Annotated in this window: 24 protein-coding genes; 9 read left to right on the top strand and 15 right to left on the bottom strand. The window is 74.6% G+C overall.

Features of this window, described 5'->3' with window-relative positions; genetic code table 11:
- Positions 1–7: 7 nt before the first annotated feature.
- Complete coding sequence (locus ACZ5XZ_RS07345) at positions 8–2,095, bottom strand: phage holin family protein (protein ID WP_468975113.1); 2,088 nt, start codon at positions 2,093–2,095, stop codon at positions 8–10.
- A 146-nt stretch (positions 2,096–2,241) separates the two neighbouring features.
- Here ACZ5XZ_RS07345 and ACZ5XZ_RS07340 point away from each other — a divergent pair, with 146 nt between their 5' ends.
- Both ACZ5XZ_RS07340 and ACZ5XZ_RS07335 read left to right on the top strand, forming a co-directional pair.
- Positions 2,242–3,018 carry an MBL fold metallo-hydrolase gene (locus tag ACZ5XZ_RS07340; protein WP_468975112.1) on the top strand — a complete coding sequence of 259 codons (777 nt, stop codon included), beginning with the start codon at positions 2,242–2,244 and terminating at the stop codon, positions 3,016–3,018.
- Positions 3,019–3,071: 53 nt separating this feature from the next.
- Positions 3,072–3,704, top strand: coding sequence for a DedA family protein (locus ACZ5XZ_RS07335; protein WP_468975321.1), 633 nt, complete (start codon positions 3,072–3,074; stop codon positions 3,702–3,704).
- A 39-nt stretch (positions 3,705–3,743) separates the two neighbouring features.
- On the opposite strand, the gene ACZ5XZ_RS07330 is transcribed toward ACZ5XZ_RS07335, so the two are convergent.
- The 3 genes from ACZ5XZ_RS07330 to ACZ5XZ_RS07320 all read right to left on the bottom strand — a co-directional run bounded on the left by ACZ5XZ_RS07330 (position 3,744) and on the right by ACZ5XZ_RS07320 (position 6,831).
- Positions 3,744–4,994 carry an MBL fold metallo-hydrolase gene (locus ACZ5XZ_RS07330; RefSeq protein WP_468975111.1) on the bottom strand — a complete coding sequence of 417 codons (1,251 nt, stop codon included), beginning with the start codon at positions 4,992–4,994 and terminating at the stop codon, positions 3,744–3,746.
- A 75-nt stretch (positions 4,995–5,069) separates the two neighbouring features.
- Positions 5,070–6,272: an aminotransferase class I/II-fold pyridoxal phosphate-dependent enzyme gene (locus tag ACZ5XZ_RS07325; RefSeq protein WP_468975110.1), complete on the bottom strand. Its 1,203-nt coding sequence runs from the start codon at positions 6,270–6,272 to the stop codon at positions 5,070–5,072.
- Between the two features lie 115 nt (positions 6,273–6,387).
- Positions 6,388–6,831, bottom strand: coding sequence for a GNAT family N-acetyltransferase (locus ACZ5XZ_RS07320; protein WP_468975109.1), 444 nt, complete (start codon positions 6,829–6,831; stop codon positions 6,388–6,390).
- 48 nt (positions 6,832–6,879) lie between these two features.
- Here ACZ5XZ_RS07320 and ACZ5XZ_RS07315 point away from each other — a divergent pair, with 48 nt between their 5' ends.
- The 3 genes from ACZ5XZ_RS07315 to ACZ5XZ_RS07305 all read left to right on the top strand — a co-directional run bounded on the left by ACZ5XZ_RS07315 (position 6,880) and on the right by ACZ5XZ_RS07305 (position 9,818).
- Complete coding sequence (locus ACZ5XZ_RS07315; protein WP_468975108.1) at positions 6,880–8,394, top strand: phosphatase PAP2 family protein; 1,515 nt, start codon at positions 6,880–6,882, stop codon at positions 8,392–8,394.
- 77 nt (positions 8,395–8,471) lie between these two features.
- A complete protein-coding gene (locus ACZ5XZ_RS07310) occupies positions 8,472–9,287 on the top strand; it encodes a class I SAM-dependent methyltransferase (RefSeq protein ID WP_468975107.1) in 816 nt (271 codons plus the stop codon).
- Positions 9,288–9,449: 162 nt separating this feature from the next.
- Entirely contained in the window at positions 9,450–9,818 is a 369-nt protein-coding gene (locus ACZ5XZ_RS07305) for a VOC family protein (protein ID WP_468975106.1), read from the top strand.
- 42 nt (positions 9,819–9,860) lie between these two features.
- On the opposite strand, the gene ACZ5XZ_RS07300 is transcribed toward ACZ5XZ_RS07305, so the two are convergent.
- Positions 9,861–10,784 carry an NADP-dependent oxidoreductase gene (locus tag ACZ5XZ_RS07300; RefSeq protein ID WP_468975105.1) on the bottom strand — a complete coding sequence of 308 codons (924 nt, stop codon included), beginning with the start codon at positions 10,782–10,784 and terminating at the stop codon, positions 9,861–9,863.
- Between the two features lie 146 nt (positions 10,785–10,930).
- Positions 10,931–11,584 carry a TetR/AcrR family transcriptional regulator gene (locus tag ACZ5XZ_RS07295; protein ID WP_468975104.1) on the bottom strand — a complete coding sequence of 218 codons (654 nt, stop codon included), beginning with the start codon at positions 11,582–11,584 and terminating at the stop codon, positions 10,931–10,933.
- Positions 11,585–11,648: 64 nt separating this feature from the next.
- On the opposite strand from ACZ5XZ_RS07295, the gene ACZ5XZ_RS07290 reads away from it, so the two are divergent.
- Positions 11,649–12,977, top strand: a complete 1,329-nt coding sequence (locus ACZ5XZ_RS07290; RefSeq protein WP_468975103.1) for an aldehyde dehydrogenase family protein — start codon at positions 11,649–11,651, stop codon at positions 12,975–12,977.
- Between the two features lie 17 nt (positions 12,978–12,994).
- Here the strand turns inward: ACZ5XZ_RS07290 and ACZ5XZ_RS07285 are convergent, their stop codons facing one another.
- From ACZ5XZ_RS07285 to ACZ5XZ_RS07265, 5 genes are all read right to left on the bottom strand, one after another.
- Positions 12,995–15,061, bottom strand: a complete 2,067-nt coding sequence (locus ACZ5XZ_RS07285; protein ID WP_468975102.1) for a DUF5107 domain-containing protein — start codon at positions 15,059–15,061, stop codon at positions 12,995–12,997.
- Between the two features lie 108 nt (positions 15,062–15,169).
- Positions 15,170–16,078, bottom strand: a complete 909-nt coding sequence (locus ACZ5XZ_RS07280; RefSeq protein ID WP_468975101.1) for an arginase family protein — start codon at positions 16,076–16,078, stop codon at positions 15,170–15,172.
- A 141-nt stretch (positions 16,079–16,219) separates the two neighbouring features.
- The gene (locus ACZ5XZ_RS07275; RefSeq protein ID WP_468975100.1) at positions 16,220–16,618 is read right to left on the bottom strand and encodes a glyoxalase superfamily protein; all 399 of its coding nucleotides are present in this window, start codon (positions 16,616–16,618) and stop codon (positions 16,220–16,222) included.
- 13 nt (positions 16,619–16,631) lie between these two features.
- The gene (locus ACZ5XZ_RS07270; protein WP_468975099.1) at positions 16,632–17,201 is read right to left on the bottom strand and encodes a GNAT family N-acetyltransferase; all 570 of its coding nucleotides are present in this window, start codon (positions 17,199–17,201) and stop codon (positions 16,632–16,634) included.
- 23 nt (positions 17,202–17,224) lie between these two features.
- The gene (locus ACZ5XZ_RS07265; RefSeq protein WP_468975098.1) at positions 17,225–18,145 is read right to left on the bottom strand and encodes a DUF2867 domain-containing protein; all 921 of its coding nucleotides are present in this window, start codon (positions 18,143–18,145) and stop codon (positions 17,225–17,227) included.
- A 45-nt stretch (positions 18,146–18,190) separates the two neighbouring features.
- On the opposite strand from ACZ5XZ_RS07265, the gene ACZ5XZ_RS07260 reads away from it, so the two are divergent.
- The 3 genes from ACZ5XZ_RS07260 (at position 18,191) to ACZ5XZ_RS07250 (ending at position 19,548) form a co-directional block, all read left to right on the top strand.
- Entirely contained in the window at positions 18,191–18,796 is a 606-nt protein-coding gene (locus ACZ5XZ_RS07260; protein ID WP_468975097.1) for a TetR/AcrR family transcriptional regulator, read from the top strand.
- Positions 18,797–18,906: 110 nt separating this feature from the next.
- Positions 18,907–19,317, top strand: a complete 411-nt coding sequence (locus ACZ5XZ_RS07255; protein WP_468975096.1) for a hypothetical protein — start codon at positions 18,907–18,909, stop codon at positions 19,315–19,317.
- 36 nt (positions 19,318–19,353) lie between these two features.
- Complete coding sequence (locus tag ACZ5XZ_RS07250; protein WP_384491206.1) at positions 19,354–19,548, top strand: ferredoxin; 195 nt, start codon at positions 19,354–19,356, stop codon at positions 19,546–19,548.
- Between the two features lie 13 nt (positions 19,549–19,561).
- On the opposite strand, the gene ACZ5XZ_RS07245 is transcribed toward ACZ5XZ_RS07250, so the two are convergent.
- The 4 genes from ACZ5XZ_RS07245 to ACZ5XZ_RS07230 all read right to left on the bottom strand — a co-directional run bounded on the left by ACZ5XZ_RS07245 (position 19,562) and on the right by ACZ5XZ_RS07230 (position 25,899).
- Positions 19,562–21,391: a CocE/NonD family hydrolase gene (locus tag ACZ5XZ_RS07245; RefSeq protein ID WP_468975095.1), complete on the bottom strand. Its 1,830-nt coding sequence runs from the start codon at positions 21,389–21,391 to the stop codon at positions 19,562–19,564.
- A gap of 161 nt (positions 21,392–21,552) precedes the next feature.
- Positions 21,553–22,485, bottom strand: a complete 933-nt coding sequence (locus ACZ5XZ_RS07240) for a S66 peptidase family protein (protein WP_468975094.1) — start codon at positions 22,483–22,485, stop codon at positions 21,553–21,555.
- Entirely contained in the window at positions 22,482–24,509 is a 2,028-nt protein-coding gene (locus tag ACZ5XZ_RS07235) for a prolyl oligopeptidase family serine peptidase (RefSeq protein ID WP_468975093.1), read from the bottom strand. Before ACZ5XZ_RS07235 ends, ACZ5XZ_RS07240 begins: the two co-directional genes overlap by 4 nt.
- 43 nt (positions 24,510–24,552) lie before the next feature.
- Positions 24,553–25,899 (bottom strand): M20/M25/M40 family metallo-hydrolase, encoded by a 1,347-nt coding sequence (locus tag ACZ5XZ_RS07230; protein WP_468975092.1) that lies wholly within the window; start codon positions 25,897–25,899, stop codon positions 24,553–24,555.
- Positions 25,900–25,904 lie beyond the last annotated feature (5 nt).

Genomic DNA, 25,904 nt, shown 5'->3' with positions numbered 1-25,904 from the left:
CGGGCGGTCACCCCTGGTCCGGTGGTGGAACACCGTCGGGGGCGGCCGCCCGGTGCCGGGCCGCGTCCCGGGCGGGGCCGACCGGCCGGTGCGGGCCGTCGGCCTCGCGCAGCCAGCGCCGCAGGACCCGGTGCACCTCCTCGGCGCCGGTCGGCGTCCGGCCGTCCGGGGTCGGCGGGGTCAGTTCGGCGGGCCAGAGGAGGAAGGGCCGGCTCTGAGCGCCGCCCAGCCCGCCGTGCGAGCCGATCTGCTCCTCGAAGGCGTGGACCGCGCCGGTCGCCGGGTCGTAGGCGGAGTTGACCATGAGGTCGGCGGCGTGGGGGAAGCGGGCGGTGCGGCGTACGGCTTCGGCCGCGCCGGCGCCGAAGGGGGCCAGCGGGTCGCTGCCGGTGATACGGCCGGTGTCGAGGTGGTGCTCGGCGCCGGCCGGGCCGAGCACCACGGGGCCGTGCGCGGCGGAGCGGATCAGCAGGAAGCCGATGCCGGGGTGGTTGGCGAGAGTGCCGAGCAGGGCGGGGTGCCGCCGGTCCAGCTCCTCGCGGGTGATCCGGCCGGGCACGTCCGGGAAGGACACCAGCCCCAGGTTTCCGGAGGCCAGTACGACGGGCTGGGTGGTGGAGCGGTGGCCCTGCGCCCCCTCGGGGCGGTGGAGGGCGGCGCGGGCGGCTTCCCTGGCCTCGGCCCCGCTCGGGGTGCGTCCGGCGCGGCGCGGCACCGGCAGGCCGCACCCGGCGCGTACCAGGTCGCCCAGGCTCAGCCCGTAGCGCTCCAGGAAGGTCGGGCCGTGGCTCTGTCCGTGGTCGGAGAGCAGCACGATGCGGTACGGGCGCGGGGCGTGCCGGGCGGCCTTGGCGATCAGCGCGACGGCCCGGTCGAGGCTGCGCAGCACCTGGTGGGTGTCGCGGTGCGCGGGCCCGGAGTGGTGGGCCACTTCGTCGTAGCCGACGAGGTCGGCGTAGACGGCGCTCCGGCCGGCGAGCAGGTCGCCGATGACGGCGGCGACCACCACATCGCGCTCGACGACGGTGGCGAAGGCCCGGATGACGGGGTAGAGGCCGCCGCGCTTGACCCGTGGCCGCTCGCGGCGCAGGCGGCTGCGCAGCGACTGGGCGATCTCGCGGACGACCTCGGCGCCGAAGGAGACGGCGGTGCGGGTGGCGTTGGCGGGGTCGGAGAAGTAGGCGAAGTATCCGGCCCGGGAGCGATTGTGCCGGCCGCGCCGGGCGGCCACCGACATCACCAGCGCGACCTGGCCGGCGCCACCGCTGAAGAGGTTGCCGCGGCTGGCGCCGTCGTGGGCGAGCAGTCCGCCGTCGCCGGTGCGCTCGACGGCGCGGCGCTGCAGTTCGGCGGCGCTGCTGGGCCGGTTGCTGACGACGAGGGTGCCGGTGTCCTTCTCGTACCAGCGGAAGGCGGGCAGGTCCTCGTTGCTGCCGTGCAGGATGGCGAGCTGGCTGGCGCCGGTCTGGCTGGACCAGTCGGTGCGCCAGGGGGTGAGGCGGTGGGTGTCGTCGATCCAGCGGGCGACGGTCGCCATCAGCGGCCGCTCGCCCCGGGTGGCCTCCCGCAGCAGGTCGTGGCCCAGGCCGTCGAGCTGGAGGAAGAGCGTGCCGGGGGTGTCCGGGCGGGGTGCGGCGCGGCCGCGGCGGCGGCCGGCGAGCCGCACCAGCCGGCGGTGGTAGGCGTCGTCGTTGCGTACGGCGAGGAAGGCGGAGGTCGCCGAGGAGGCCGCGGACATCGCCGCCGCGACGATCACCGCGGTCTGCGGGGCGGCCTGGCCCTGCCCCTCGGGGAGCAGATCGAGCGCGAGCAGCAGCAGCGAGCCGTTGAGGACGAAGACCAGCAGACCGAGGACGAGGGCCGGCACCAGCAGCAGGGCGCGTACGAGGACCGGCCACACCAGCGCGCCGAGCAGGCCGAACGCTCCGGCGCCCAGGGCGGCGGCGAGGGCGGTACGGGTGAGGCTGTCCCCGCCGGCGGACTGCAGCCGGAAGTCGGGCAGCAGCGCGGCGAGCACGAGCAGGGTGAGGCTGGAGACGGCCCAGACCGCGAGCACCCGGAACAGGGCGCCGCCGAGGGATTTCCACCGCGGCATCCGCAACGCCGTCCCTTCTCCCGCCCCGGCCCGCGCCGGCTGCGCGGATCCGCCGCCCAGCGTGTCACACCGCGTCCGACGCACGAGTGATGCCCGATGTACGGCGTACGCCCGTCGTTCCCGGCCGGATGGTGGAAGATCGGAGCATGGAGGTCACCTGGTGGGGGCACGCCACCACGACGGTCGAGGACTCCGGGGTGCGGGTACTGACCGACCCGCTCTTCGTGCGCCGGCTGGCCCATCTGCGGCGCCGCCGGGGCGCGCTGCCGCCGCCGGAGGCCGCGCGGGCCGATCTCGTCCTGGTCTCGCATCTGCACGCCGACCATCTCCACCCGGCGTCGCTGGCCCGGCTCGCGCCGGGGACCTCGCTGGTGGTGCCGCGCGGCGCGATGGCGGCGGTGCCGGGGCTGCGCAGGGTGGCCGCGGCCCGCAGGCTGCGGGTCGTCGAGCTGCGGGCGGGCGAGGAGTGCCGGGCCGGTGCGGTGACGGTACGGGCGGTGCGGGCGGCGCATGACGGACGGCGGCTGCCCTGCGGGCCACGCCGGGTGCCGGCGCTGGGCTATGTCGTGCACGGCCGGGCGCGTACGTACTTCGCGGGCGACACCGGCCTGTTCGAGGAGCTGGCGGAGGAGGTCGGTCCGTGCGATGTGGCACTGCTGCCGGTGGGCGGCTGGGGGCCGTTCCTCGGACCGGGCCACCTGGACGCGCGGCGGGCGGCGCAGGTGGCGGCCCGGCTGGCACCGAGCTGCGCGGTCCCGGTGCACTACGGCACGTACTGGCCGATCGGGCTGGACGCCGTGCGGCCGCATGAATTCCATGCGCCGGGCCTGGAGTTCGAGCGCCATATGGGGCTGATGGCACCGCAGGTGACGGTCCATCGGCTGGGGCACGGCGAGTCGGTGCGCCCGGAGGCGGTGCGGTGACCGCGCCGGCGGCGCTGGCGGGGCTGGCCGCGCTGACACCGGCCGGTGGGCTGCTGCGGAGCGTGCCGCCGGAGTCGACGCAGCAGGCGGTGGGCTACCCCTCGTTGTTCCTGCTGGTGATGCTGGGGGCGCTGGTGCCGGTGGTGCCGACCGGGGCGGTGGTCAGCTCGGCGGCGGTGGTCGCCTTCCACCACGCCTCGCCGTTCTCCCTGCTGATGGTCTTCGCGGTGGCGTCGTGCGCCGCGTTCCTCGGCGATGTGCTGCTGTACTGCCTCGGGCGGCGCGGCAGTCACTCGCGGGGCGGCTCGCGCTGGCTGTCGCGGCTGCGCGCCCGCGCCGCGCCGGAACGGCTGGAACTGGCGCGGCGCAGACTGCGGGAGCACGGGGTCCTGGTGCTGGTGCTGTCCCGGCTGGTGCCGGCCGGACGGATCCCGGTCATGCTGGCGTGTCTGCTCGCGGCGATGCCGCTGCGGCGGTTCGTGCGGGGTGCCGCTCCGGCGTGTCTGGCCTGGGCGGCGACGTACCAGCTCATCGGGCTGCTGAGCGGTTCGCTGTTCAGCAGGCCGTGGGCGGGTGTGGCGATGGCGATCGTGGTGACGATGGCCATCGCCGCCGTGCCGGCCGTCTGGCGACGCGTCAGACCGGACGGGGGCGGGCCCGGCCATGACCCATCGGACAGGCGCTAGGGGGTGTCCGCAAAGTCCCGCCTGGCCCCGCACATTCCTTCAGCGCTCGGCCAGCACCCGTGACGCGCCGACCGGCAGATCCCACAGTTCCTCGCGGGGCCGGCCGGTGGCGGCCCAGGCGGCGCGCACCCGGCGCAGCGGCTCCAGGGGCGGCTCGCCGGAGAGCAGGAAGGTCGACCAGTGCATCGGGACCAGGGACCGGGCGCCGAGGTCCTGGCAGGCGCGTACCGCCTCTTCGGGGTCGGTGTGCACCGGGCGCAGCATCCAGCGCGGGTCGTAGGCGCCGATGGGCAGCAGCGCCAGGTCGATGCCGGGGTAGCGGCGGCCGATCTCCTCGAACCAGTGGCCGTAGCCGGTGTCCCCCGCGAAGTGGATCCGCCGCCCGTCGGGGGCGGTGAGCAGCCAGCCGCCCCACAGGGAGCGGCAGGTGTCGATCAGGGTCCGCTTGCTCCAGTGGTGGGCGGGGACGAAGTCGAGGCGTACGGGGCCACCGGGGGCGGGCAGTTCGACCGCCTCCCACCAGTCCAGGTCGGTGACGTGGGTGAAGCCCCGCCGGCGGGCCCAGCGGGCCAGTCCGGCGGGGAGCAGCAGCGGGGTGTGGCGCGGCAGCCGCTTGAGGGTCGGCGCGTCGAGGTGGTCGTAGTGGTTGTGGCTGATCAGGACCGCGTCGACCGGTGGCAGGTCCTCCCAGCGGACGCCCACGGGGGTGACCCGGGCGGGGGTGCCGAGGATCTTGCGGGACCAGACCGGGTCGGTCAACACCGTCAGACCGGCGATCCGGATGACCCAACTGGCGTGCCCGACCCAGGTGAGGGCGATGGTGGTGGCCGTGGCGGCCGGCATCGGGCCCGGTTCGAAGGGGAGTTGCTGGATCTCCAGGAGCGTCTCGGGGGCCGGGCGCAGCTTGCCCTCCCGGGCGATCCTGGCCAGTGCCCGCACTCCGGGCAGGGGTGCGGTCAGCCGGTCGGTGAAGTCCCGTGGCCAGCTGCGTGGTGCGTTCAGCGGGCGGGGTTCGGCCAGTGGGGGCGGGGTGGCGTGCGGCAGGACCGGCGCGGCGACGGCGGCGGGACCCGCGTCGGCGGTGGCGGGACCCGCGGCGGCGGTGGCGGGACCCGCGGCGGCCGGGCTCCGGCTGCGGTCCGCTCCCCCGCCCGCCGCGCCCTCGCCCTGATCCATGCCGCTTCCCCCGCCGGCATCGCCGCCCCGGTCGGCGCCGCCGGGCTGGGCGTGCGGGAGTCGCTCGGTGCCGGAGGACTGCTCGGCGAGGGAGCGCTCGGTCTGCTCGGTCATCGAGGGGCCCTTTCGGTGGACGGAACGATGGCGGGTGCGGGGCGGGGGCGTGGGCGGCGTTCGCGGGCGGGCGGATCAGCCCGCCGCGGAGGCCGTGAGGCCCGCCAGTGCGCGCGACAGCGCGGTCAGCGCCTCGGTGATGTGCGGCAGGTCCAGCGGGTCCGGCGCGTCCAGGGCGCGTTGCCGCAGCTCCCGTTCGACGCCCAGCAGCGCCTCGGCGCCCAGCCGTACCCGCAGGGCGCCCGGGTCGTCGCCGAAGCGGTACCCGCCCAGCGCCGCCCAAGGGGCCAACTTCCGTTCCAGCGCGGTGGATTCGACGATGCCCCGGGCGGCCAGGGGGCGGCGCAGCGGTTCGAGGTCGGCGTAGAGGTGGCTGCCGGAGCGGGGTGGGCGGCAGACCGCACCGGCCTCGGTGACGACGTGGTGCAGGGCCGCGGCGAGCGTGCCGTAGACCCGGGCGGCCGCGGCCGTTCTGGCGCGCAGGGCGTCGGGCTCGCCGAGTGCGTGGGCGACGACGCAGCCGACGGGGCCCGGCAGCGGCGTACCGAGCGCGGTGAGCGCGTCCAGTGCGGCGGCCCGCAGGACGGTGCCGGGGTCGGTGGCCGGGAAGCGGGCCAGCGCGGCGGGCCAGGAGGCGGGCACGAGCGTGGCGCCCAGGTCGGTCAGCACCACGACCTCGTCGGGCAGTATCTCGGCGGGGCTGAGCAGCACGGTGTCGTGCGGATCGTGCAGCAGATCGCGGCGGGTCTCGTCGCTGAGGACCCACATCCCCTCCCCGGCCGCCGCCTCGCAGACCTCGTACAGCTGTTCCGGGGCCGGGCAGGTACCGGTCGGGTCGTCGGCGACGGACAGGACCAGGACGCGTGGTGTGTCCCCGTGCAGCCGCGCCCGGCGGACGGTCTCCAGCAGCGCGAACGGGTCGGGCACCCCGCCCGACTCCGGGGGTACGGGCGCCAGGTGCACCTGCCGCCCGAGCAGCCTGGCGGGTGGCGCGTACACCTCGGAGCAGGGGCGCGGCAGCACCACCCCGCCGTCGGCCGCGGCGTACAGCGCGAGGAGCAGGGCGGCCACCCCGGGTGCGGCGAGCACCTGCCCGGGGTCGGTGACCAGGCCGCGGCGGGCCCAGTAGCCGCAGGCGGCGGTGCGCAGGGGGGCGGCGCCGCCCGGGGGTTCGGGTTCGGTGCGGTCGGCGGCCGCGGAGAGGTGTGCGGCGAGCTCCGGGAGGACCGGCAGGCCCACCGGCGGTTCCGGCCGCGGATCCGGGGCGGTCCGCTGCATCCGTACCTCCACTCCACGACGGCGGGTCGATCGTGGGCCCATCACATGATGGGCGGCCCCGACCACCTTTGCAGATCCTTGGGGTGGCGCCCGGGGGCGACACGTCAGCGGCGGCCTAATGGCCCGAGCGCGCCCTCTCGTAGCGGTGCACCGCCACCACCTCGCCCGCGCCCCACTCCTGCCGCTCGGTGGCGCGGCGGACCCAGCCCAGGCGCTCGTAGAGGGCGATGGCCGCGGTGTCGGTGGTCTTCACCTCCAGTACGGGGCGCAGCCCGCGGGCAGCCGCCTCCGCCTCGACGGCCCGCAGCAGCCGGCCGCCCAGGCCCGCGCCCCGGGCCGCGGGGGCGACGCAGAGCCGGCTGACCTCGCGGCCGCACAGCGCCACATGGCCGACGACCCGGCCGGCCGTCTCGGCGACCCAGGCCGCGGTCAGTCCGTCGGGGGTCAGCCAGCGCACCGGGTCCTGCGGCCAGTGGTGTGGATAGCCGCTGTGGGTGTGCACCTGGGCCAGAACGTCCACACAGGCGTCGAGGTCGGTGTCGTGTCGTCTGCGGATCATCGGGGAATCGAAGCACGGTTTCGCACCCCACGGGGTACAAGGAGGCCCATGCGATCGCTACTGACCCGTCTCGACCGTCGGACCTTCGATCTCATCGCGGCACGCGAGTGGCCGGGGGCCCAGCAGGTGCTGCCCCGGCTGACCCGCAGCGCCAACCACGGATTGCTGTGGTTCGGCCTCGCGGCCGGTGCGGCCGCGCTGGGCGGGCGGCCGGCCCGTCGTGCCGCGCTGCGCGGTGTGGCCTCGCTGGCCGTGGCGTCGGCGACGGTGAACACGCTCGGCAAGCGCTCCGTACGGCGCCGGCGCCCGCTGCTGGACCCGGTGCCGGTGATACGGCAGCTGACCCGTCAGCCCTTCACCTCCTCCTTCCCGTCCGGGCACGCGGCCTCGGCGGTGGCCTTCGCGTCCGGCGTCGCGTTCGAGAACAAGTGGTGGGGTCTGGCGCTGGCGCCGCTCGCCGCTTCGGTGGCGTTCTCCCGCGTCTATACGGGCGTGCACTATCCGGGTGATGTGCTGGCGGGGGCCGCGCTGGGGGCGGGTGCGGCGTTCGCGGTGCGGGGCATCGCGCCGACCCGCGCCCAGCTGGCGCCGCCCGCCCGGCCGCGGGCACCGGCGCCCGCGCTGCCCGGGGGGCGCGGCCTGGTCGTGGTGGCGAACCAGGGCTCGGGTCCGCGCACCGGCCCCCGCCCGGACCGGGTCGGTGAGGTGCACGGGGTGCTGCCGCAGGCCGAGGTGACGGTGTGCGGCGGGCCGGGCGGGCTGCCGCTGGACGAGGCGCTGACCCAGGCCGCGGAGCGGGCCCGGGAGCTCGGCGGCGCGCTGGGGGTGCTCGGCGGGGACGGCAGCGTCAACGCCGCGGCGGCGGTGGCGGTGCGCTACGGGCTGCCGCTGGCGGTGCTGCCCGGCGGGAGCCTGAACCACTTCGCGTACGACCTGGGGATCGAGACGCATGCGGCGGCGGCGCACGCCGTGGAGAGCGGGGAGGCCGTCGCGGTGGACCTGGCGCGGTTCGGCGCCGGTCCGCATCGCCAGGCGCGGTACTTCGTCAACACCTTCTCGGTCGGCGTGTATCCGGAACTGGTGCGGATCCGTGAGCGGTGGGCCGGCCGGATCGGGGCCTGGCCGGCCGGGGTCCTCGCGGCGTGGGAGGTGCTGCGCACCGCCGAGCCGCTGACCCTGCGGATCAACGGTGAGCGGCGCGCCGTATGGATGGTGTTCGTGGGCAACTGCCAGTACCGGGGGCTGGGGGTGTCGCCGGTGCGCCGGCACGACCTGGCGGACGGGGTGCTCGACGTGCGGGTGGTGCACGGCGGACGGCTGGCCCGCACCCGGCTGCTCGTCGCCGCCCTGACCGGCTCCCCGCGCAGCACGCCGGTGCTCGGCGAGGCGCGGTTGTCGCGACTGCGGCTCTCCGGGCTGCCGCAGGGCGCGACCGTCGCGTTCGACGGCGAAGTGACGTCCGGGGAAGGCGAGTTGACGCTGGAGAAGGAGCACGAGGCACTGACCGTCTATCGCCTGCTGCCCGACCGGCCGACCGTCGCCCACCCCTCACTGCCCGAATAGCGAGACGCTACTCTCATGATGCGAGATACGCGCGTACGGTGAACCCACCCGTCGGAGCACGCGAAGGAGAGTCGGCCATGCCGCAGGAGTCCGCCGTCTACACCCACGGCCACCACGAGTCCGTACTGCGCTCCCACACCTGGCGCACCGCCGCCAACTCGGCCGGATACCTGCTGGGTTCGCTGAAGCCGGATATGCAGGTCCTGGACGTCGGCTGCGGCCCGGGCACCATCACCGCCGACCTGGCGGCGCTGGTGCCGCAGGGGCGGGTCACCGGGCTGGAGCGGGCGCCGGAGGTGCTGGCGCAGGCGCGCGACACCGCCGCCGGGCGCGGCCTGACGAACGTCCGCTTCGAGGTCGGTGACGTCCACGCACTGGACTACCCGGACGACACCTTCTGCGTGGTGCACGCCCATCAGGTACTGCAGCACGTGGGCGACCCCGTCCAGGCGCTGCGCGAGATGCGCCGGGTCACCAGGCCCGGCGGGATCGTCGCCGTGCGCGACGCGGACTACTCGGCCATGACGTGGTACCCCGAGGTCGCGGGGATGGCCGACTGGCAGCGGCTGTATCTGCGGGTGGCCCGCGCCAACGGGGGCGAGCCGGACGCCGGACGCCGGCTGCACGCCTGGGCCCGGCAGGCGGGTTTCGCGCCGGACGCCGTCACCGCCACCGCCGACACCTGGTGCTATCGGACCCCGGACGAGCGCTCCTGGTGGAGCGAGTTGTGGGCGGACCGCACGGTCGGCTCCGCGTACGCGCGGATCGCGGTGGAGCGCGGGCACGCCACCGAGGAGGAACTGCGGCGGATCGCGGCGGCCTGGCGGGCCTGGGGCGCCGAGGAGGACGGCTGGTTCGCCGTCCTGCACGGCGAGATCCTGTGCCGCGTCTGAACGGGCGCGCACCACACGGCTCTCAGGGTCCGTCCGATGGGGTCATGGCCGGGTCCGCGGCTAGGGCCTTTCCGACCCTGACCCATCGGACAGGCTCTAAGAGCGGACGGATCAGGGCCAAGTGATCGCGTACCGGCGGGCCGCCCAACTAGGGTTGCCCGTATGGACATTCTGGGGACCTCATTGCGGGTGTGCGTCGGTGATCTCAATGCCGCGATCGACGTCTACGAGCGGCTGACCGGCGCCGAGGCGATCCGCTTCCAGCGCGGCGGGGTGGCGGTCGCGGCCGTCGGGTGCTTCTTCCTGATGAGCGGGCCCGAGGCGGAGTTGTCGGTACTGCGGAAGATCACCGCGACCCTCGCCGTCAAGGACGTGGACGAGGCGCTGGCCGATCTGACGGCGGTCGGCGCGGACATCATCGCCGGCCCGCTGCCGACCCCCATCGGCCGTAATCTCGTGGCCCGCCACCCGGACGGTTCGATCTTCGAGTACGTCGACCGCCAGGGCGGAGAGCAGGGTGCGGAGGCCTGAGCGGCCTCCGCACCGTCCCGGGCCGTCGTCGCCGACCGGCCGTCAGGACACCTCGAGGACGATCTTGCCGCGGGACCGGCCGGCCATGCTCCGCCGGAACGCCTCGGCGGCCTCGGACAGCGGGAAGACCGCCTCGACCGGAACGGTCAGCTTCCCGGAGTCCGCGAGCGCGCCGAGCGCGGCCAGATCGTCGGCGTTCGGGCGCACCCACACCATGTGGCCGCCCTTCGCCGTGACCTCGCCGTCGGCGACGGACGCCACCCGGCCGCGGTCCTTGAGCAGCTCCTGCGAGACGTCCACGGCGCCGCCGCCGACGAAGTCCAGGGCCACATCGACGCCTTCGGGTGCCAGCGCGCGCACCCGGTCGGCGAGTCCGTCGCCGTAGGTGACCGGCTCGGCGCCCAGGGACCGCAGGAAGTCGTGGTTGGCCTCGCTGGCCGTGCCGATGACGCGGGTGCCCTGGGCGACCAGGATCTGCACGGCGAGCGACCCGACGCCGCCGGCGGCCGCGTGCACGAGGGCGGTCTCGCCGGCCTTCGTGCCGAGCCGCCTGATCGACTGATAGGCCGTCAGTCCGGCGAGCGGCAGCCCGGCGGCCTGCTGCCAGTCGAGCGCGGCGGGCTTGGGCGCCAGGGTGCGGACCGGCGCGGCGACCAGCTCGGCGAACGTGCCGTGCTGGACCTCGTCCTTGCGGACATAGCCGATGACCTCGTCACCGACCGCGTACTCGGTCGCGTCGGCGCCGACCGCCTCGACGACCCCCGCCACGTCCCAGCCGGGGACGAGCGGGAAGTGGATGTTCATGATCGGGTCCAGATAGCCGGCGACGATCTTCCAGTCCACGGGGTTGACCCCGGCCGCCCTGACCCGGATCAGTACCGAGTCCGGAGCCACCTTCGGGTCGGGCAGGTCGGAGTAGACGAGGACTTCGGGACCGCCGTAGCTGTTGGTGCTGATTGCCTTCATGGTCCGCCCCAACGCGGGACGGCCGGGGAACATTCCGGCGTGTGCCGACGATCACTGGATCGGCGTACCAGGTGGCACCGAGCCCTGGGGGTGTCCGATGGGCCGGACGCCGCGGACCCGGCCATGACCCATCGGACGGGCCCTCATCAGCCGGACCGCGCCCCCAGCGAGCGCAGCAGGAACGGCAGCAGCTCGCGGATCGCCGCCTCGCCGGAGGAGGGACCGTCCGTGGCGGGGCCGTGCGCCGCGTCGGGCGTCAGGAACAGGCGGCTGACCATCGAGCCCACCACCAGATCGGCGAGCACATGGGCGTCCTCCAGCGGCGGGATGTCCCCTCGGGCGACCGCGCGGCGCACCACGGTGGCGGCCCGGTCGCGGACCGGCTGGATGATCGCGGTGTCCAGCACCCGGGCCAGCGCCTCGTTGTGCGCGGACTCGCCGATCAGGACGTGCAGCAGCCGGCCGCCGGGACCCTCCAGCGTCTCGGCCTTGTCCCGCAGCAGCGCGACCAGGTCGCCTTCGAGGCCGCCGGTGTCCGGCTGCGGGCCGAGGTCGCTCGCCCAGCGGACGGCGGTGCCCACGACCAGGTCCTCCTTGGAGCGCCAGCGGCGGTAGAGGGTCGCGGTGGAGACGCCGGCCCGCTTGGCGACCGCCGCCGTGGTCAGCCCGCCGTAGCCGCTCTCCTGGAGGACCTCGACGGTGGCCTCCAGCAGGGCCCGGTCGCGTCCGGCGTCCCGCGGGCGCCCCCGGCCGCGCGTCGGCCCGGCTGCGGTCTGGTTGCTCTCGGTACGTTCGCCCACACCGGGAGTCTACCGACCTCCAATTGCGAAACGAAAAGTTTTCGTTTCGTGTAGCCTCGGCGCCATGACATCCCACGCCTCCACCCCCGACCTGGACGCCGCCGCCGTCGTCGACCGGCTCCGCACCACCTTCGCCACCCGTCGCACCGCCTCGCCGGACTGGCGGCGCCGGCAGCTGACGGCGCTGCGCACGCTGCTCACCGACCACCGCGACGACCTCCTCGCCGCGCTCGCCACGGACCTCGGCAAGGGCCCCGAGGAGGCCTACCGCACCGAGATCGGCTTCACCCTCAACGAGATCGACCACACCCTCGGCCGGCTCGACGACTGGCTGGCGCCGCGCCCGGCGGAGCTGCCCGAGCGGCTGCTCCCGGCGACCGCGCGGGTCGTCCGCGAGCCGCTCGGCGTCGTCCTGGTGATCGCCCCCTGGAACTACCCGCTGCAGCTGGCGCTCGCCCCGCTCGTCGGCGCGCTGGCCGCGGGCAACTGCGCCGTCGTCAAGCCCAGCGAACTCGCCCCCGCGACCTCCGCCGCGATCGCCCGGCTGCTGCCGCGCCATCTGGACCCCGAAGCGGTGACCGTCGTCGAGGGCGCGGTCCCGGAGACCACCGCCCTGCTGGCCCAGCGCTTCGACCACATCTTCTACACCGGCAACGGCGCCGTCGGCCGGATCGTGATGGCCGCCGCCGCCCGGCATCTGACGCCCGTCACGCTGGAGCTGGGCGGCAAGAGCCCGGTCGTCCTGGACGCCGGCACGGACCTGGCCGCGGCCGCCCGGCGGCTGGTGGCCGGCAAGTTCCTCAACGCCGGCCAGACCTGCGTCGCCCCCGACTACGTCCTGGCGATCGGCGAGACCGCCCGGGCCGTCGAGCCGCACCTCGCCGAGGCCGTACGCGAGGCATACGGGACCGACCCGGCCGCCGCGCCCGAGTACGGGCGGATCGTCAACGAACGCCACTTCGACCGGCTGACCGCGCTGCTCGACAGCGGCCGCACGGTCGTCGGCGGAACGCACGACCGCGCCACCCGCTACCTGGCGCCCACCGTCCTCGCCGAGGTCTCCCCCGACTCCCCCGTCATGCAGGAGGAGATCTTCGGCCCGGTCCTGCCGATCGTGCCGGTGCCCGACCTGGACGCGGCGATCGCCTTCATCAACGACCGCGACAAGCCGCTGGCGCTGTACGCGTTCACCGACTCCGACGACACCAAGAACCGGCTGCTGACCGAGACCTCCTCGGGCGCCCTCACCTTCGGCCTGCCGGTCGCCCATCTCACCGCGCCCGGCCTGCCGTTCGGCGGGGTCGGCGAGAGCGGCATGGGGCGCTACCACGGCGAGTACTCGCTCGACACCTTCAGCCACACCAAGGCGGTGCTGGACAAGCCGCTGGGGTGACGGGAGGGATGGGGCGATCAGCCCCCGGCGGGATCCTGCTCGGCCCCACCCGGTGCCGGCACCGGCCGCATCCGGTACTCGTACCGCTCCGGGAGCGGATGAACGGACCGGGCCGTGGCGCGGACCTCCTCGGTGACCGGCCCGCCGGCCGCGACCAGCTGCTCGGCGACGGCGTACCAGGTGTCGCTCAGCGTCTCGTCGCCCTCCCGCAGATCGGCGATCTCGAAGCCGGCGTCGAAGACCTCGCGGGCCGCGGCCGGCCGTCCCTGGGCGAGCGCCACCCGTGCGGTCAGCAACCGGAAGCGGCCGTCGGCCAGTTCGGCCGGCGGCAGCCCGGACAGCAGCCGGGCGGCCTCCTCGGCGCGGCCGGCCGCGAGCAGCGCCGGCACCGCCTCCCGGGCGAGCGCGGTGCGCACCGCACGCCAGGCGCGCGCCTGGGGGCCGTTCGCCGCGGCCGCCTGTGCCGCCGCGGCGCAGGCCTGCGCGAACCGGTCGGCCGCGCGGGCCGGCTCGCCCGCCGCCAGCTCCGCGACGGCCAGGCAGTACACCGGCAGCGCGCCACCGCCGCACCCGCTCGCGCGCTCCCAGCTGCGGACGGCCTGGGCACGGTCGCCGGCCTGCCACTGGGCGAGGCCCAGGTGGTAGTCGGTGGCCGGGCCCGGCGGTGCGGACTCCAGCAGATCGCGCCAGGCCGGTGCGGTCAGCGCCGGTCCGGGCACCGGCCCGGCGGCCGGCAGGTCACCGGTCCGCAGCAACGTCAGCCACGGCTCCTGCTCCGGCCCGAGGGTGGCCGCGTCGAACGGCGTGCCGGGCAGGTCCAGACCGGCCCGGGCGACCTCCAGCGCGCCCCAGCCCGACCCGGTGGCCAGCGACTCCTTGGGGTCCCGGTCCGCGTACGGAAGCCAGGCGGCGTGGGCGGCGTCGACGTCGGCGCGCGGCAGGGCCTGCTCCAGCCGGGCGGCGACCTCGCCGCGGGCCGCCGCCCAGTCGGCGCCGTGCACCGCCGAGGGATCGGCGGCCAGCGGCCCGTAGGCCTCCAGCCAGGTGAACTCCCCACCCCCGTCGAGCGGCAGCTGCTCCAGCTGGGTGCGGGCCAGCCCGGCCTGGATCTCCGCGTAACCGCCGGTACCCGGCTCGGTGAGCCACCGCTGCCAGCGGCGCCCGGCCCGCCCGGCACCCCACAGGAAGAGCTTGCGGCCGCGCAGCGCGTCCGTGGAGGTCTGCACCAGCCCGCGGCCGTCCTCGTCGAGCGCGGTGATCCAGCGGCGGGAGCCGTCGGGCACCTCGTAGAAGTAGTCCGCCGGAAACTCGCTGCGCAGCGGGTAGGTCCGGTCCACGCCGCCGGAGTCGGGGACCGGCACCCGGCGCAGCACCCGCTCGTAGCCGAAGTGCCAGGCCTCGTCGGCGGGCGCCAGTACCCGGCTGCCCGCCGCCTCGGGGACCGCGATGTTGGACCACCAGTAGACCGGGACGGTGTGGTGGTGCGGATTGCGGATCCGCACGCCCACGTACAGGAAGTCGGAGCCCTCCGGGAGCCACAGGTCCACCTGGAAGGGCAGATCGCGCAGCCGCTCCCACTCCCACAGGCGCAGCATCTCCCCGCCGTCCGGCGCCGGGACGCGGGCGGCGTGCAGCGGGGCGCAGGAGAGGGTGGTGTGGCCGGTGGCGCCGATGTTCCATTCGATGCCGCCGGAGAACCAGGCGCCGTTGAGCGCGAAGGCGGCGGGCTGCAACACCGGGTTGCGGTAGAGCAGTTCGCGGTCGGTGGGCTTGTGGTGCAGGGAGTGCACCCGCCCGCCGAGGCCGGGCAGGACCGTGGCGCGCAGCCGGTCGTTCTCGACGACCAGCGCGTCGAGGTCGGTGCTGCGGCGGGTACGGCCGTATCCGTCGCGCATGGCGGTCGGCAGGATCGAGCGCAGCGGCTGACAGCCGATCTGACGGGCCATGTCGGCGGGCAGTCGGGCGTCCCGGGGGACCTCGACGCGGTGCGGGTCCTGGCCGCCGTCGAGCGCCGGGAGGGGGTTGTCCGGACCGAGAGGGGCGGCGGGAAGGGTCAGGGTGGTGCGTCGCACAGTCGTGGCCACGGCTGCCTCGCAATGCTGGACCGGGCCGCCTCGGCTGCGGCGGCCTCCGATTGCCCATGGAACCTCGCGATCGCCGGTCTGAACAGGCCTTCTTGCGGCCGGCCGAGGTCAGGGTTGCGCAAAGACACCCTCAAGGAGGCCGGTGAGCAGGGCCGCGCCGGTCCCCTCGGGATCACGATCCGGGTCGTAGATGGTGACGTTGATGCCGACGCAGCGCGGCGACGCGGCCAACGGTCCCAGCAGTTCGGCGAGTTCGCCGGTCAGCAGGCCGCCCGGATCGGGGCTGTCGACGGCGGGCATGACGGACGGGTCGAGGACATCGGCGTCGAGATGGATCCAGAAGCCGTCGAGCGGCGGCTTCTGGAGGTGGGCGAGGGCCTCCCGCGCCACCGCTTGCGCGCCGCGCCGCCGGATCTCGCCGACCGGGGTGTGGCTGATGCCCAGCCCCGCCAGCTCCTCCTGGTCCTCGTCCGCGTCCCGGATGCCCAGCAGGCTCACGTCCTCGTCCCGTACATACGGCCGCAGCCCGTCGATGTCCGTGAGATCCGCCTGCCCCCGCCCGGTGATCTGCGCGACGCCCTCCCCGGCCGCGGCCCCCAGCGGTCCGGACAGCGCCACGTTCCCCGGATGCCGGAAGTCGCCGTGCCCGTCCAGATAGGCCACGCCGTACCGCCCCAGCCGCCGCAGCCCGAGCACCGCCCCGAGCAGGATGCTGCAGTCCCCGCCGAGCACCACCGGGAAGTCCCCACCGCGTACGTGCCCCTCGACCCGCGCCGCCAACTTGACGGTGTACGCGGCGATGGCGGCGGCGTTGAAGTCCCCGTCCTCGCCCTCCCGCCAGTCCCCCAGGTCGTAGCGCGGCGGCACCACCACACCGCCCTCCAGCGCCCCGAGCCGGCGCAGCAGCCCCTGTTCGCGCAGCGCGCCGGCGAGCTTGTGGCAGCCGGGGACGGTACCGGGCGCGGGCGGTCGCAGTCCCAGGTTGGAGGGGGCATCGATCACTACGGTGCGGCGCATGCGGAAATCGTCACACAGGGCCCCGGGAAAATGGAGCGCCCCCGGAAGATCAGCCGAAATGCCCTGTCGGTCCGCTGCGCGCCGCCGGCCTGGGCTTTCGCGAACCGCGGTCCACGGCGACCGACATGGACACCATGAAGGTCAATCGCAAGGGCCGGTAGGACCGGCGTCGTCCGGGCCCGGCTCGTTGAACCGCAGCCGGTTGCCGAAGGGGTCGGTCAGGGTCAGGCAGGTGCCGATCTCGTCGTGCTCCAGTCCGGGGCGCAGGTACGGATAGTCCTTGCCGGCCAGCTCGGCATGCAGCGCGCGTACTCCGCTCAGCTCGGTGTAGACGGTCGAACCGGGCGTCGCGTCACCGTGGTGCTCGGACAGATGCAGCACCAGGCCGCCGCGGGAGACCTGCGTGTACAGCGGCATGCCGGGCTCGAAGCGGTGCTCCCAGTCGACGGTGCAGCCGAGGTAGTCGACGTAGAACTCGTGGGCCTTGGCCACGTCGAAGATCCGGAAGACCGGCACGGTGCGGCGGAAGACGATGTCCATGCCGGACAGGGAATCACACCTGCTCGCCGGGCGCCTGCTCGACGTCGGGCAGCATCTCGGCGGTGATCGCCCAGCGCTCGTGGTCACGCCAGGCGCCGTCGACGAACAGGAAGTCCGGGGAGAAGCCCTCCAGCCGGAAGCCGGCCCGCCTGACCAGGGCGATCGACCGTTCGTTGGCGGGCTGGACGTTGACCTCCAGGCGGTGCAGGCCCAGTTGCCCGAAGGCGTGGTGGAGCACGAGCCGCAGGCCCTCGCCCATCAGTCCGCGGCCCGCCGCGTGGGCGAAGGCGCCGTAGCCGAGCGCGCCGCAACGGAACGCGCCGTGCACGATGTTGTTGATCGTGACATAGCCCGCGATCCGGCCGTCGGCGAGCTCGCAGATCAACAGGCCCTCGCGGGACGGCTCCTGGAGCCTTCGCAGATAGGCGTCGTAGGCGGCGTCGGTGGCCGGCGGGAAGAGCCACGGGTGGTGTATCCGGGCGCTTTGGCGTGCGGCGGCGGTGAACTCTTCCCGGTCGGCGGCGGTGAAGGGCCGGATGCCCACCCGCGGACCTCGTGCCAGATAGGAGTCGCTGATCGTCATCGGCAGATCGTACGTGCCCGATGTCAGCCGTGCGCCGCGTCCCGTTCCGCGGCGCTCGGTGCGGTGAGCGCCAGCCGGCGGTGGGTGCGGCGCAGCATCGTGCGGGCCATGAAGGGGTGGATACGGCGGACGACGGCGAAGTAGAGCCGGCCCGCGGTGTTGTGGACGCGGACGACCGTGCCGAGCGTGACCCGGCCGTCGGCGACCAGGATCGAGGCGCGGAAGTCCAGGTGCCGGGCGTCCGTGCCGAGCAGTATCTCGCCCCCGGCCGCCGCGGGGCGGTCCCCGAGGTCGGCGCGCCCGACTTCGGGGAAGGAGGCACCCCGCAGCATGTCCCGCCAGGCCTCCGGCTCGTGCGGCATACCGGGCAGCAGCTCCATCTGCCAGGCGTCCTGGAAGTCGGTGCGCGAGAAGGCCTGGTGGGCCAGTCGGGCGGCGGCGGGCAGCGCGACGGCCCGGGGGCGGGCCCACCGCAGGCGGTGGAGCAGCCGGACGCGCGGTGAGCGGCGGACCGGGGCGGCGAGGCGGCCGGTGGCGGCCCGTTCGATGTTGTCGAAGATCTCCTCGACCATGGTGGCGTGCACCGGGCGGATCGCCGTGATCCACAACAGCAGCTGCCCGAAGGGGAGTCGGTCCTCAAGGACGTGTTCCACCCGGCAGGTGTCCGGACCCAGGGGCCGCACGCCGATCTCATGCCAGCCGCCCGCTCCGTCGGTGAAGTCGAAGCGGATCCGGCGGCCGGGCTCGTAGGCGCCGACGCGGTAGCGGACCCGGCCGTGCCCGCCGTCGGCGCCGACGCCCAGCGGGCGGTCCAAGCGCAGCGCCGGCCACACGGGCGTCGGGAAGAGCGGGTCGCGGTCGCTGCCGATCCGGTCGAGCAGGGCGCCGACGGACTCGGCCGGGGCTGCGACGGTGCGGACATGGACGTCTCGGACGGTACGCACGGGACACCTCCATACGGTGGCGTATGTTTTTCCATACGGTACCGTATGGACATGGTGCGACAACGCGCGAGGGAGACCGGCGGCAGCGGTGCACGGCGGCGGCTGACGACCCGGGACTGGGCCGATGCCGCCCTGGCGGCCATGGGCGAGGGCGGGCTCGCGGCGGTGGCGGTGGAGCCGCTGGCCGCCCGGCTGGGCACCACCAAGGGCAGCTTCTACTGGCACTTCGCCAACCGGGACGCACTGGTCGAGGCCGCGCTGCAGCGCTGGGAGGAGCTCGGCACGGAGGCTGTGATCAGCGAGGTCGAGGCCGAGGCCGACCCCGTCGAGCGGCTGCGCCGGCTGCTGCACCGCGCCACGGAGTCGGCCGCCGAGGACCCCCTGGAGGTCTCCCTGCTGGCGACCGCCGCGCAGCCGCGGGTGGCCGCCGCGCTCGCCCGGGTGACCGAGCGGCGCATCGGCTATATCGCCTCGCTCTTCACGGAGCTGGGCTTTTCGAAGGACGAGGCACGGCGCCGCGGCCTCATGGCCTACACCGCCTATCTGGGGCACACCCAACTGGCGCACGCGGTCCCGCAGTCCCTGCCGGCCGGAGCCGCACGCGACCACTATCTGGACGGCGTGATCGACACCCTGATGCGCCCGGCCTGACCGCCACCGGGCGAGCGACGGGGACACCGGACACGGCCGGGCACGTCCCGTATCGACCTGGGCGCCCCGTCCACCGCGTCACCTGCTACGACGGCCGCACGGTCTGGGCGGTGACCGGACATGCCGAGGCCCGGACCCTGCTGGGCGACCCCCGGGTGTCGTCCGACCGGCAGAATCCGGCTGCGGGGCCGTACCACCGAAGAGGCGGCGGCCGCCCGGGTGGATCCGGAGGGGTACTTGGCCGGGCTGATCGCCCACAAGGAGCGGGAACCGGGCGAGGGCTACTGGACGAGCTGATCGAGGACCGGCTGCGGGCCGGCGCCCTCGCCCACGACGAGCTGGTCCGGCCGGCCATGGTCCTGCTGATGGCCGGTCACGAGACCACCGCCAACATGATCTCGCTGCGCGCCCTGTTCACCAGGATCCCTGATCTGCGACTCGCCGTACCGGCCGACGAGGTCCCCCACAAGCCCGGTGACGATACTGTGCAAGGCCTGATCGAACTGCCGCTGACCTGGTAACAGCCAGGACAGGAGACGGAAGGAAAGGGGTCCGGGATGCGGATCACCATCGACAGCGAAGTCTGTATCGGCTCCGGTCAGTGCGCCCTGACCGCGCCGGAAGTGTTCACCCAGGACGACGGCGGATACGGCACGGTGCAGCCCGGCCGTGAGGACGGCGCGGGCGACCCGCTGGCGCGCGAGGGCGCCCGCGCCTGCCCCGTGCAGGCCATCACGATCACGGACGACTGAGCCACCCCGTCCGCTACCGCAGTCCCCCTCGGGTGACGGGGAGTTCGAGGACACCGGTGTCCTCGGGCGTGCTGGTGACGGTCACCGGCTTCACCCCCCGATTGCCCGCATAGGCGTCGTCGCTCGCGGCGATGACGAAGCCGAGCCGGTGCCCCGGCTCGTAGCGGTGCACGATCCCCGGCAGCTCGACGGAGAAGCTCCGGGTCACATCGGACACCCGCGCCGGGGCCACCAACCGGTGCACCAGGGTCTTGCTGCCGTCCGGCGCGATGTCGTAGAGCTTGGCGAAGAGCACCAGCCGGTCGGCCGCGTCCGAGGATTCCTGGGCCTGCTCGGCTGCCGGCGAGTCCACCCTCAGCGTCACCCTGGGCGCGCCCACCACGTCCACCGGACGGCCCTGTACCGGCTGGGACGTCCAGGCCAGATGGGTGCCCGCGGCGTCGGACGGCGGCGGGTCCGGCAGCCCCAGCATGCTGGACAGCGAGCTCTCCGAATGGCTGGTGGCCATCGGCAGATTGCGGTACGTACGGCTGCCGGGCACCACCTTGGCGCGGTCGTCGACGAGCGTGCCGTCCCCGGAGAGGTACAGCCGCCGGCCGTCGCCCGCCGGGACGGTCGACGAGGTGGCGTAGGTGGGGCCGTCGGTCACCCAGTCCCGGTAGTAGGCGAAGGCCGGCCCGGTGTCGGTCTTCTTGTGGTGGTGCAGATAGCGGTCGAACCAGGCGAGGATCCGCCGTCCGACGTAGCTGTTGCCCACGTTGCCCTCGGCCAGGTCGAGTTCGCCGGCCGCCGGCTTCCGCATCCCGCCGCTGTGGCCCCACGACTGCCAGATCATCTTGGCCGGGGTGCCCTGTGCGGCCAGGGTGCGGTAGGTGGCGGTGGCCTCGTTGAGGTTGAACAGGGTGTCCGCCTGTCCCTGGATCAGCAGCGTCGGAGCCGTGACCGACTTCAGGTACGAGACCGGGGAGACGCTGCGCGCGTAGGCGAGCATGGCCTGGGTCTGCTCGGCCGGGTACGTCCCCGAGTCCAGCAGCCGCTTGGTGGCACAGGCCCGCTCGACGAAGTGCAGACAGCCCGCGCCGCCGGTCCGCGACCCGTCCAGGTTCGGGTGGAGGAGCCCCTGCGACTCCCCCAGGAGGAAGAACCCGTTGGTCCACTGCCACTTGTAGGCGCCGGGCAGCGGCCCGCTGACGCCCTCGGTGCGGCCGGCGTTGTTGGGGTCGAGGGAGTAGGTGAGGTCGTTCCAGGTGACGAGGGGGACCAGCGCGTCGACGCGGTGGTCGACGGCGGCGGTGGCCATCTGGATCGCCCCGCCGTAGGACCCGCCGATCATGCCGACCCGCGGATCGCTGTTGCCGTCCTTGGTGACGTAGTCGACGCGGGTCCCGTCGTCGGCCTTGCGGGTGCCGGCCAGCATGTCGAGCAGCCGGCTCGCCGTCCGGCCGTCGACCCGCGGATCGTCCAGCGAGATCGGGCAGCCGGTCTTGCCGAAGCCGAGGCCGGAGTAGGCCAGCGCCACATAGCCGCGCGAGGCGAAGGCCCTGGCGATGGCGTCGGTCGCGCCGTCCGCCTTGCTGCCGCCGAAGCCGTTGGTGGTCAGCACGGCGGGCGCGGGGTGTGCGGCGTCGACTCCGGCCGGGCGGTAGACGTCGGTGTCCAGGGTGCACCTGCGGTCGCCGGCCCGGACCGTGACCTTCAGTTCGGTGACGGTGTACGGGTCCCCGGCGACGACCGCGGCCGCGGGGGCGGAGAGGACGAGCGGCGCAGCGAGGGCGGTGCCGGCCAGCAGGGCGAGGGATGTGCGGAGCAGGGAGCGGGAGAGTGCTCGGGACTCGCTGGGCACCAGGACCTCCACAAGGACACGTCGTACCAACCAGTCGGTAGCGGCGCGCTCATGTTGTGACACGAGTAACGGTGAAGTCAACGCTCGCGGCCGGCGTTTCTGACAGGACATCAGTTCGCAGGCGTCCAAAGGGTGGACGGGGAGTCCGGCGGCCCGCCGCGTCAGACCAGCGCCGGCCCCGTGAAGCGCAGCGTGCCGGCCGTCGCGTCCAGCTCCGCGGCGACGCCCAGCGGAACGGTCAGGGCGGACTCCCCGTGGCCGAAGCCGAACTCCTCGGCCACCGGCACCCCGAGCCCGCCCAGTCGGTCCCGCAGCACCTCCCGGACCCGCTCGTAGGGCCCGCAGCCCGCCCAGGAGCCGAGCACGACGCCGGCGACGCCGTCCAGCCAGCCGGCCCGCAGGAGTTGGGTCAGCGCACGGTCGATCCGGTACGGCGGCTCGCCCACGTCCTCCAGCAGCAGCAGGCCGCCCCCGGTGCCACGCCTGGCCTGGCGGGTGCCCAGCTCACTGGCGAGCATGGCCAGGCAACCGCCGACGGTGACCCCGCGGGCCCGGCCCGGCACCAGCGGGCGGGCCGTGGCCGAGGCCAGCGTGCGGACGGTCTCCGGCGCGAAGAGCGTGCGCCGCAGCTGCTCGCGGGTGGCGTCGTCCTTGAGGAAGACCTCGCCGGCGACGGCCGGGCCGTGCAGCGTCGAGACACCGGCGCGTACCGCGAAGGCCTCGTGCAGCACCGTCACGTCGCTGAAGCCGATCAGCGGCTTGGGGGCCGCGGCCCGGAGGGCGGACCAGTCCAGCAGGTCGACCATCCGCTGTGCGCCGTAGCCGCCGCGGGCCGCGAAGACCGCCTTGACGGAGGGATCGCACCAGGCGGCCTGGAGGTCGCGGGCCCGCTCCTCGTCACCGGCCGCGAGGTACCCCAGCGTGCCGTGCGTGCCCAGGACATGGGGCGCGGCGATGGGATCGAGGTCCCAGCCGCGCAGCACGTCCAGCCCGCGGTCCAGTCGGTCGGCCACGATGGGGCCGCTGGGCGCGACCACCGCCACCCGGTCGCCGGCCCGCAGCCGCGGGGGCCGGCGCAGCGCTGCCGCCGTCATCCGCGCAGCTCCAGCGCCGGGATGTCGCCGCGGGTGAACCCGAAGGCCTGGGCGTAGAGGGAGAGTTCGGCCTCCACGGCGCGGACGATGGTCTCCGCGCGGCGGAAGCCGTGGCCCTCGCCGGGGAACGCCAGGTAGGCGTGCGGTATGCCGCGCCCGGCGACCGCGGCGAGGAAGCGTTCGCACTGGGCGGGTGGGCAGATCACGTCGTCCAGGCCCTGGAGCAGCAGGAACGGTGCGGCGATCCGGTCCGCGCGGTGCAGCGGCGAGCGCTCGCGGTAGCGCTCGGGAACCTCGGCGAGCGGACCGACCAGCGACTCCAGATACTGCGACTCGAAGTCGTGGGTCTCGCCGCCGGCCCAGCCGGTGAGGTCCAGGATCGGGTAGCTGATGGTGCCGCAGGCGTAGAGGTCGGTGGCGGTCAGCGAGGCAGCGGTGGTCCAGCCGCCGGCGCTGCCGCCGCGGATCGCCAGCCGGGCGGGGTCGGCGGTGCCCTCGTCGGCGAGGGCCCGGGCGACGGCCGCGCAGTCCTCGACGTCCACCACGCCCCACTGGCCGCGCAGCCGCTCGCGGTAGGCGCGGCCGTAGCCCGTCGAACCGCCGTAGTTGACCTCGGCGACGCCGATCCCCCGGGAGGTGAAGTAGGCGATCTCCAGGTCGAGCACCAGCGGGGCACGGCCGGTGGGGCCGCCGTGCGCCCAGACCACGAAGGGCGGCAGCTCGCCCTCGGGGGCGGTGTGGTCGGGGCTGTGCGGCGGATGGATGTGGGCGTGGACGTCCCGCCCGTCGGGCCCGGTGAAGGTGCGGCTGTGCGGTCGCGGGTAGTAGGCGGGGTCCAGTACGTCGACATGCCGGCAGGCGATCGCCCGGGCCCGTCCGGTGCAGGTGTCCAGCTCGACGATCTCGTAACCGCGGTGCGGGCCGGCCGCGATGCCGATGACGCGGCTGCCGTGCACGGCGAGGGTGGGCGCCCACTCCGTCCAGGGCCCCGCCGCGTCGACCAGGTCGCCGCTGACCGGGTCGAGGATGCCCAGGGCGGTCGCGCCACGGCCGTGGACCACCGCGAGGGTGCCGTTGTCCAGGGGCAGGAACCAGCGCTGGCCGACGTTCCACAGCGGGCCGCCGAACTCCTCCTCACGGGCGGGGCACAGCGCGCGGCTCGCGACCACGCCGTCGCCGGCCGGGTCGGGGTCGATGCGCTGCAGTTCCCACCAGCCGCTGAGGTCCGAGACGAACAGCAGCGAGCCGTCGGCGGCCCACTCGATCTGCGCGACGGACTCACCGCTCTCCGCGTCGCCCCGGGCGTCGGTGCCCAGATCGCCGACGAGCGGCCGGATGTCCTCGAACGTGCCCCCGCCGGTGATCCGGGCGACCATCACCACGGTGCCGTCCCAGGGCATCCGGGGGTGGTCCCAGGCGATCCAGGCGGCCCGGCTCCCGTCCGGGGAGATCCGCGGGCCGGTGACGAACCGATGCCGGTCGTCGCTCAACTCCCGTACCGCGTCGCGGTCTTCGGCCGCCGAGCCGTCGAGCGGCACGGCGGCGATCACCCGGCGGACATCCGTCGGCCGGTCGCCGGTGAACTCCTCCAGGACGCACCACACCTCGCCGAGCTCCGGGCGCAGCACCGGATCGACCCAGCGCAGCCCGTCACCGACGCCGGAGAGCGGGGTGAGCGGGCGCGGCGCGGCGCCGCTGTCCGGCTCGTAGGCGTACAGCCGCTGGTCGGCGAAGTCGCTGAAGACGACCAGCGGGCCGCGGTCGGTGACGGTGCCGGCCCAGGGCTGGCCGCCGTACTCCAGCACCCGGCTGCGGACGTTCCAGGGCGCCGGCAGCACCGGCTGCCGGGTGCCGTCCGGCAGCCGGCGGACCAGCGCCCGCCGGCCGCCCTCGTCGGGCCGCGGCTCCGTCCACCACACCTCGTCGCCGACCACACCGACGAAGGCCGGCCGGCCGTCGTGTGCGGCGACCGTGCGGGCATCCATCGGGGATGCCCAGGTGCCGTAGGGAGCGGTGGTCACCATGCAGCAGTTCCTCTCGTGCGCCGGTCGGGCGGGTCCCGTCCGGTCAGGCCAGGCGCAGGAAGTGGTCCAGCACCCGGACTCCGAAGTGCAGTCCCTCGACCGGTACCCGCTCGTCCACGCCGTGGAAGAGCGCCTGGTAGTCGAATCCCACGGGCAGCTTCAGCGGTGAGAAGCCGTAGCCGGTGATGCCCAGCCGGGAGAACTGCTTGGCGTCCGTACCGCCGGACATGCAGTACGGGACGACATGACCGTCCGGGTCGAAGCGCTCGATCGCGGTGCGCATCGCGGCATAGGTCGGGGAGTCGACCGGGGCCTGCAGGGCGACCTCGCCGTGGTGGTACTCCCAGCTCACGTCGGGCCCGGTCAGCTCGTCCATGGTCGTACGGAACTCCGCCTCACCACCGGGGACGACCCTGCCGTCCACGTAGGCGACGGCGGACCCGGGGATCACATTGACCTTGTAACCGGCCGTCAGCATCGTGGGGTTGGCGCTGTTGCGGACCGTCGGCTCGACGAGCTTGGCGCACGGGCCGAGCGCGCCCAGCAGCGCGTCGACATCGAAGCCGGGCGCGTCGACGTCCACGTCGACGGCGCACAGCGCGGCGAGTTCGCGCAGCGCGGCGCGGACGGTCGGGGTCAGCCGGACGGGCCAGGAGTGCGCGCCGATCCGGGCCACGGCGGCGGCGATCCGGGTGACGGCGTTGTCGGGGTTGACCTTCGAGCCGTGCCCCGCCCGGCCCTGTGCGGTCAGTTTCAGCCAGGCCGTACCGCGCTCCCCGGCCGCGATCGGGTACAGCCGCATCCCGCCGCCGGCGTGGAAGGTGAACGCCCCGGACTCGCTGATGCCTTCGGTGCAGCCCGCGAAGAGACCGGCGTGCCGATCGGCCAGGAAGCCCGATCCGTCGTCGGCGCTGGCCTCCTCGTCGGCGGTGAAGGCCAGCACGATGTCGCGCCGCGGCCGCACGCCGGTGCGCGCCCAGTGCCGTACGACGGAGAGCACCATCGCGTCCATGTTCTTCATGTCGACGGCGCCCCGCCCCCAGACCACGCCGTCGCGGACCTCCCCCGAGAAGGGGTGCACGCTCCAGTCGGAGGGCTCGGCGGGCACCACGTCCAGATGGCCGTGGACCAGCAGGGCCTCGGCCGCGGGGTCGGTGCCCTCGATGCGGGCGACGACGTTCGTCCGGCCCTTGGTGCGCTCCAGCAGCGTCGGCTCCAGTCCGGCGGCGGCCAGGTGCTCGGCGACGTACTCGGCGGCCGGCCGCTCCCGGCAGGCGCCGTCGCCCGCGTTGCTGGTGTCGATCCGGATCAGGTCCGAGGTGAAGCGCACCACCTCGTCCAGCGCCTGCTGGTCGACGCCCGGGGTGGGCCCGGCAGCGGGGTTCGTCATGAGGT

The organism is Streptomyces sp. NPDC033270 (genome assembly GCF_055576575.1).
This window is presented reverse-complemented; position numbering and strand designations above follow the sequence as displayed.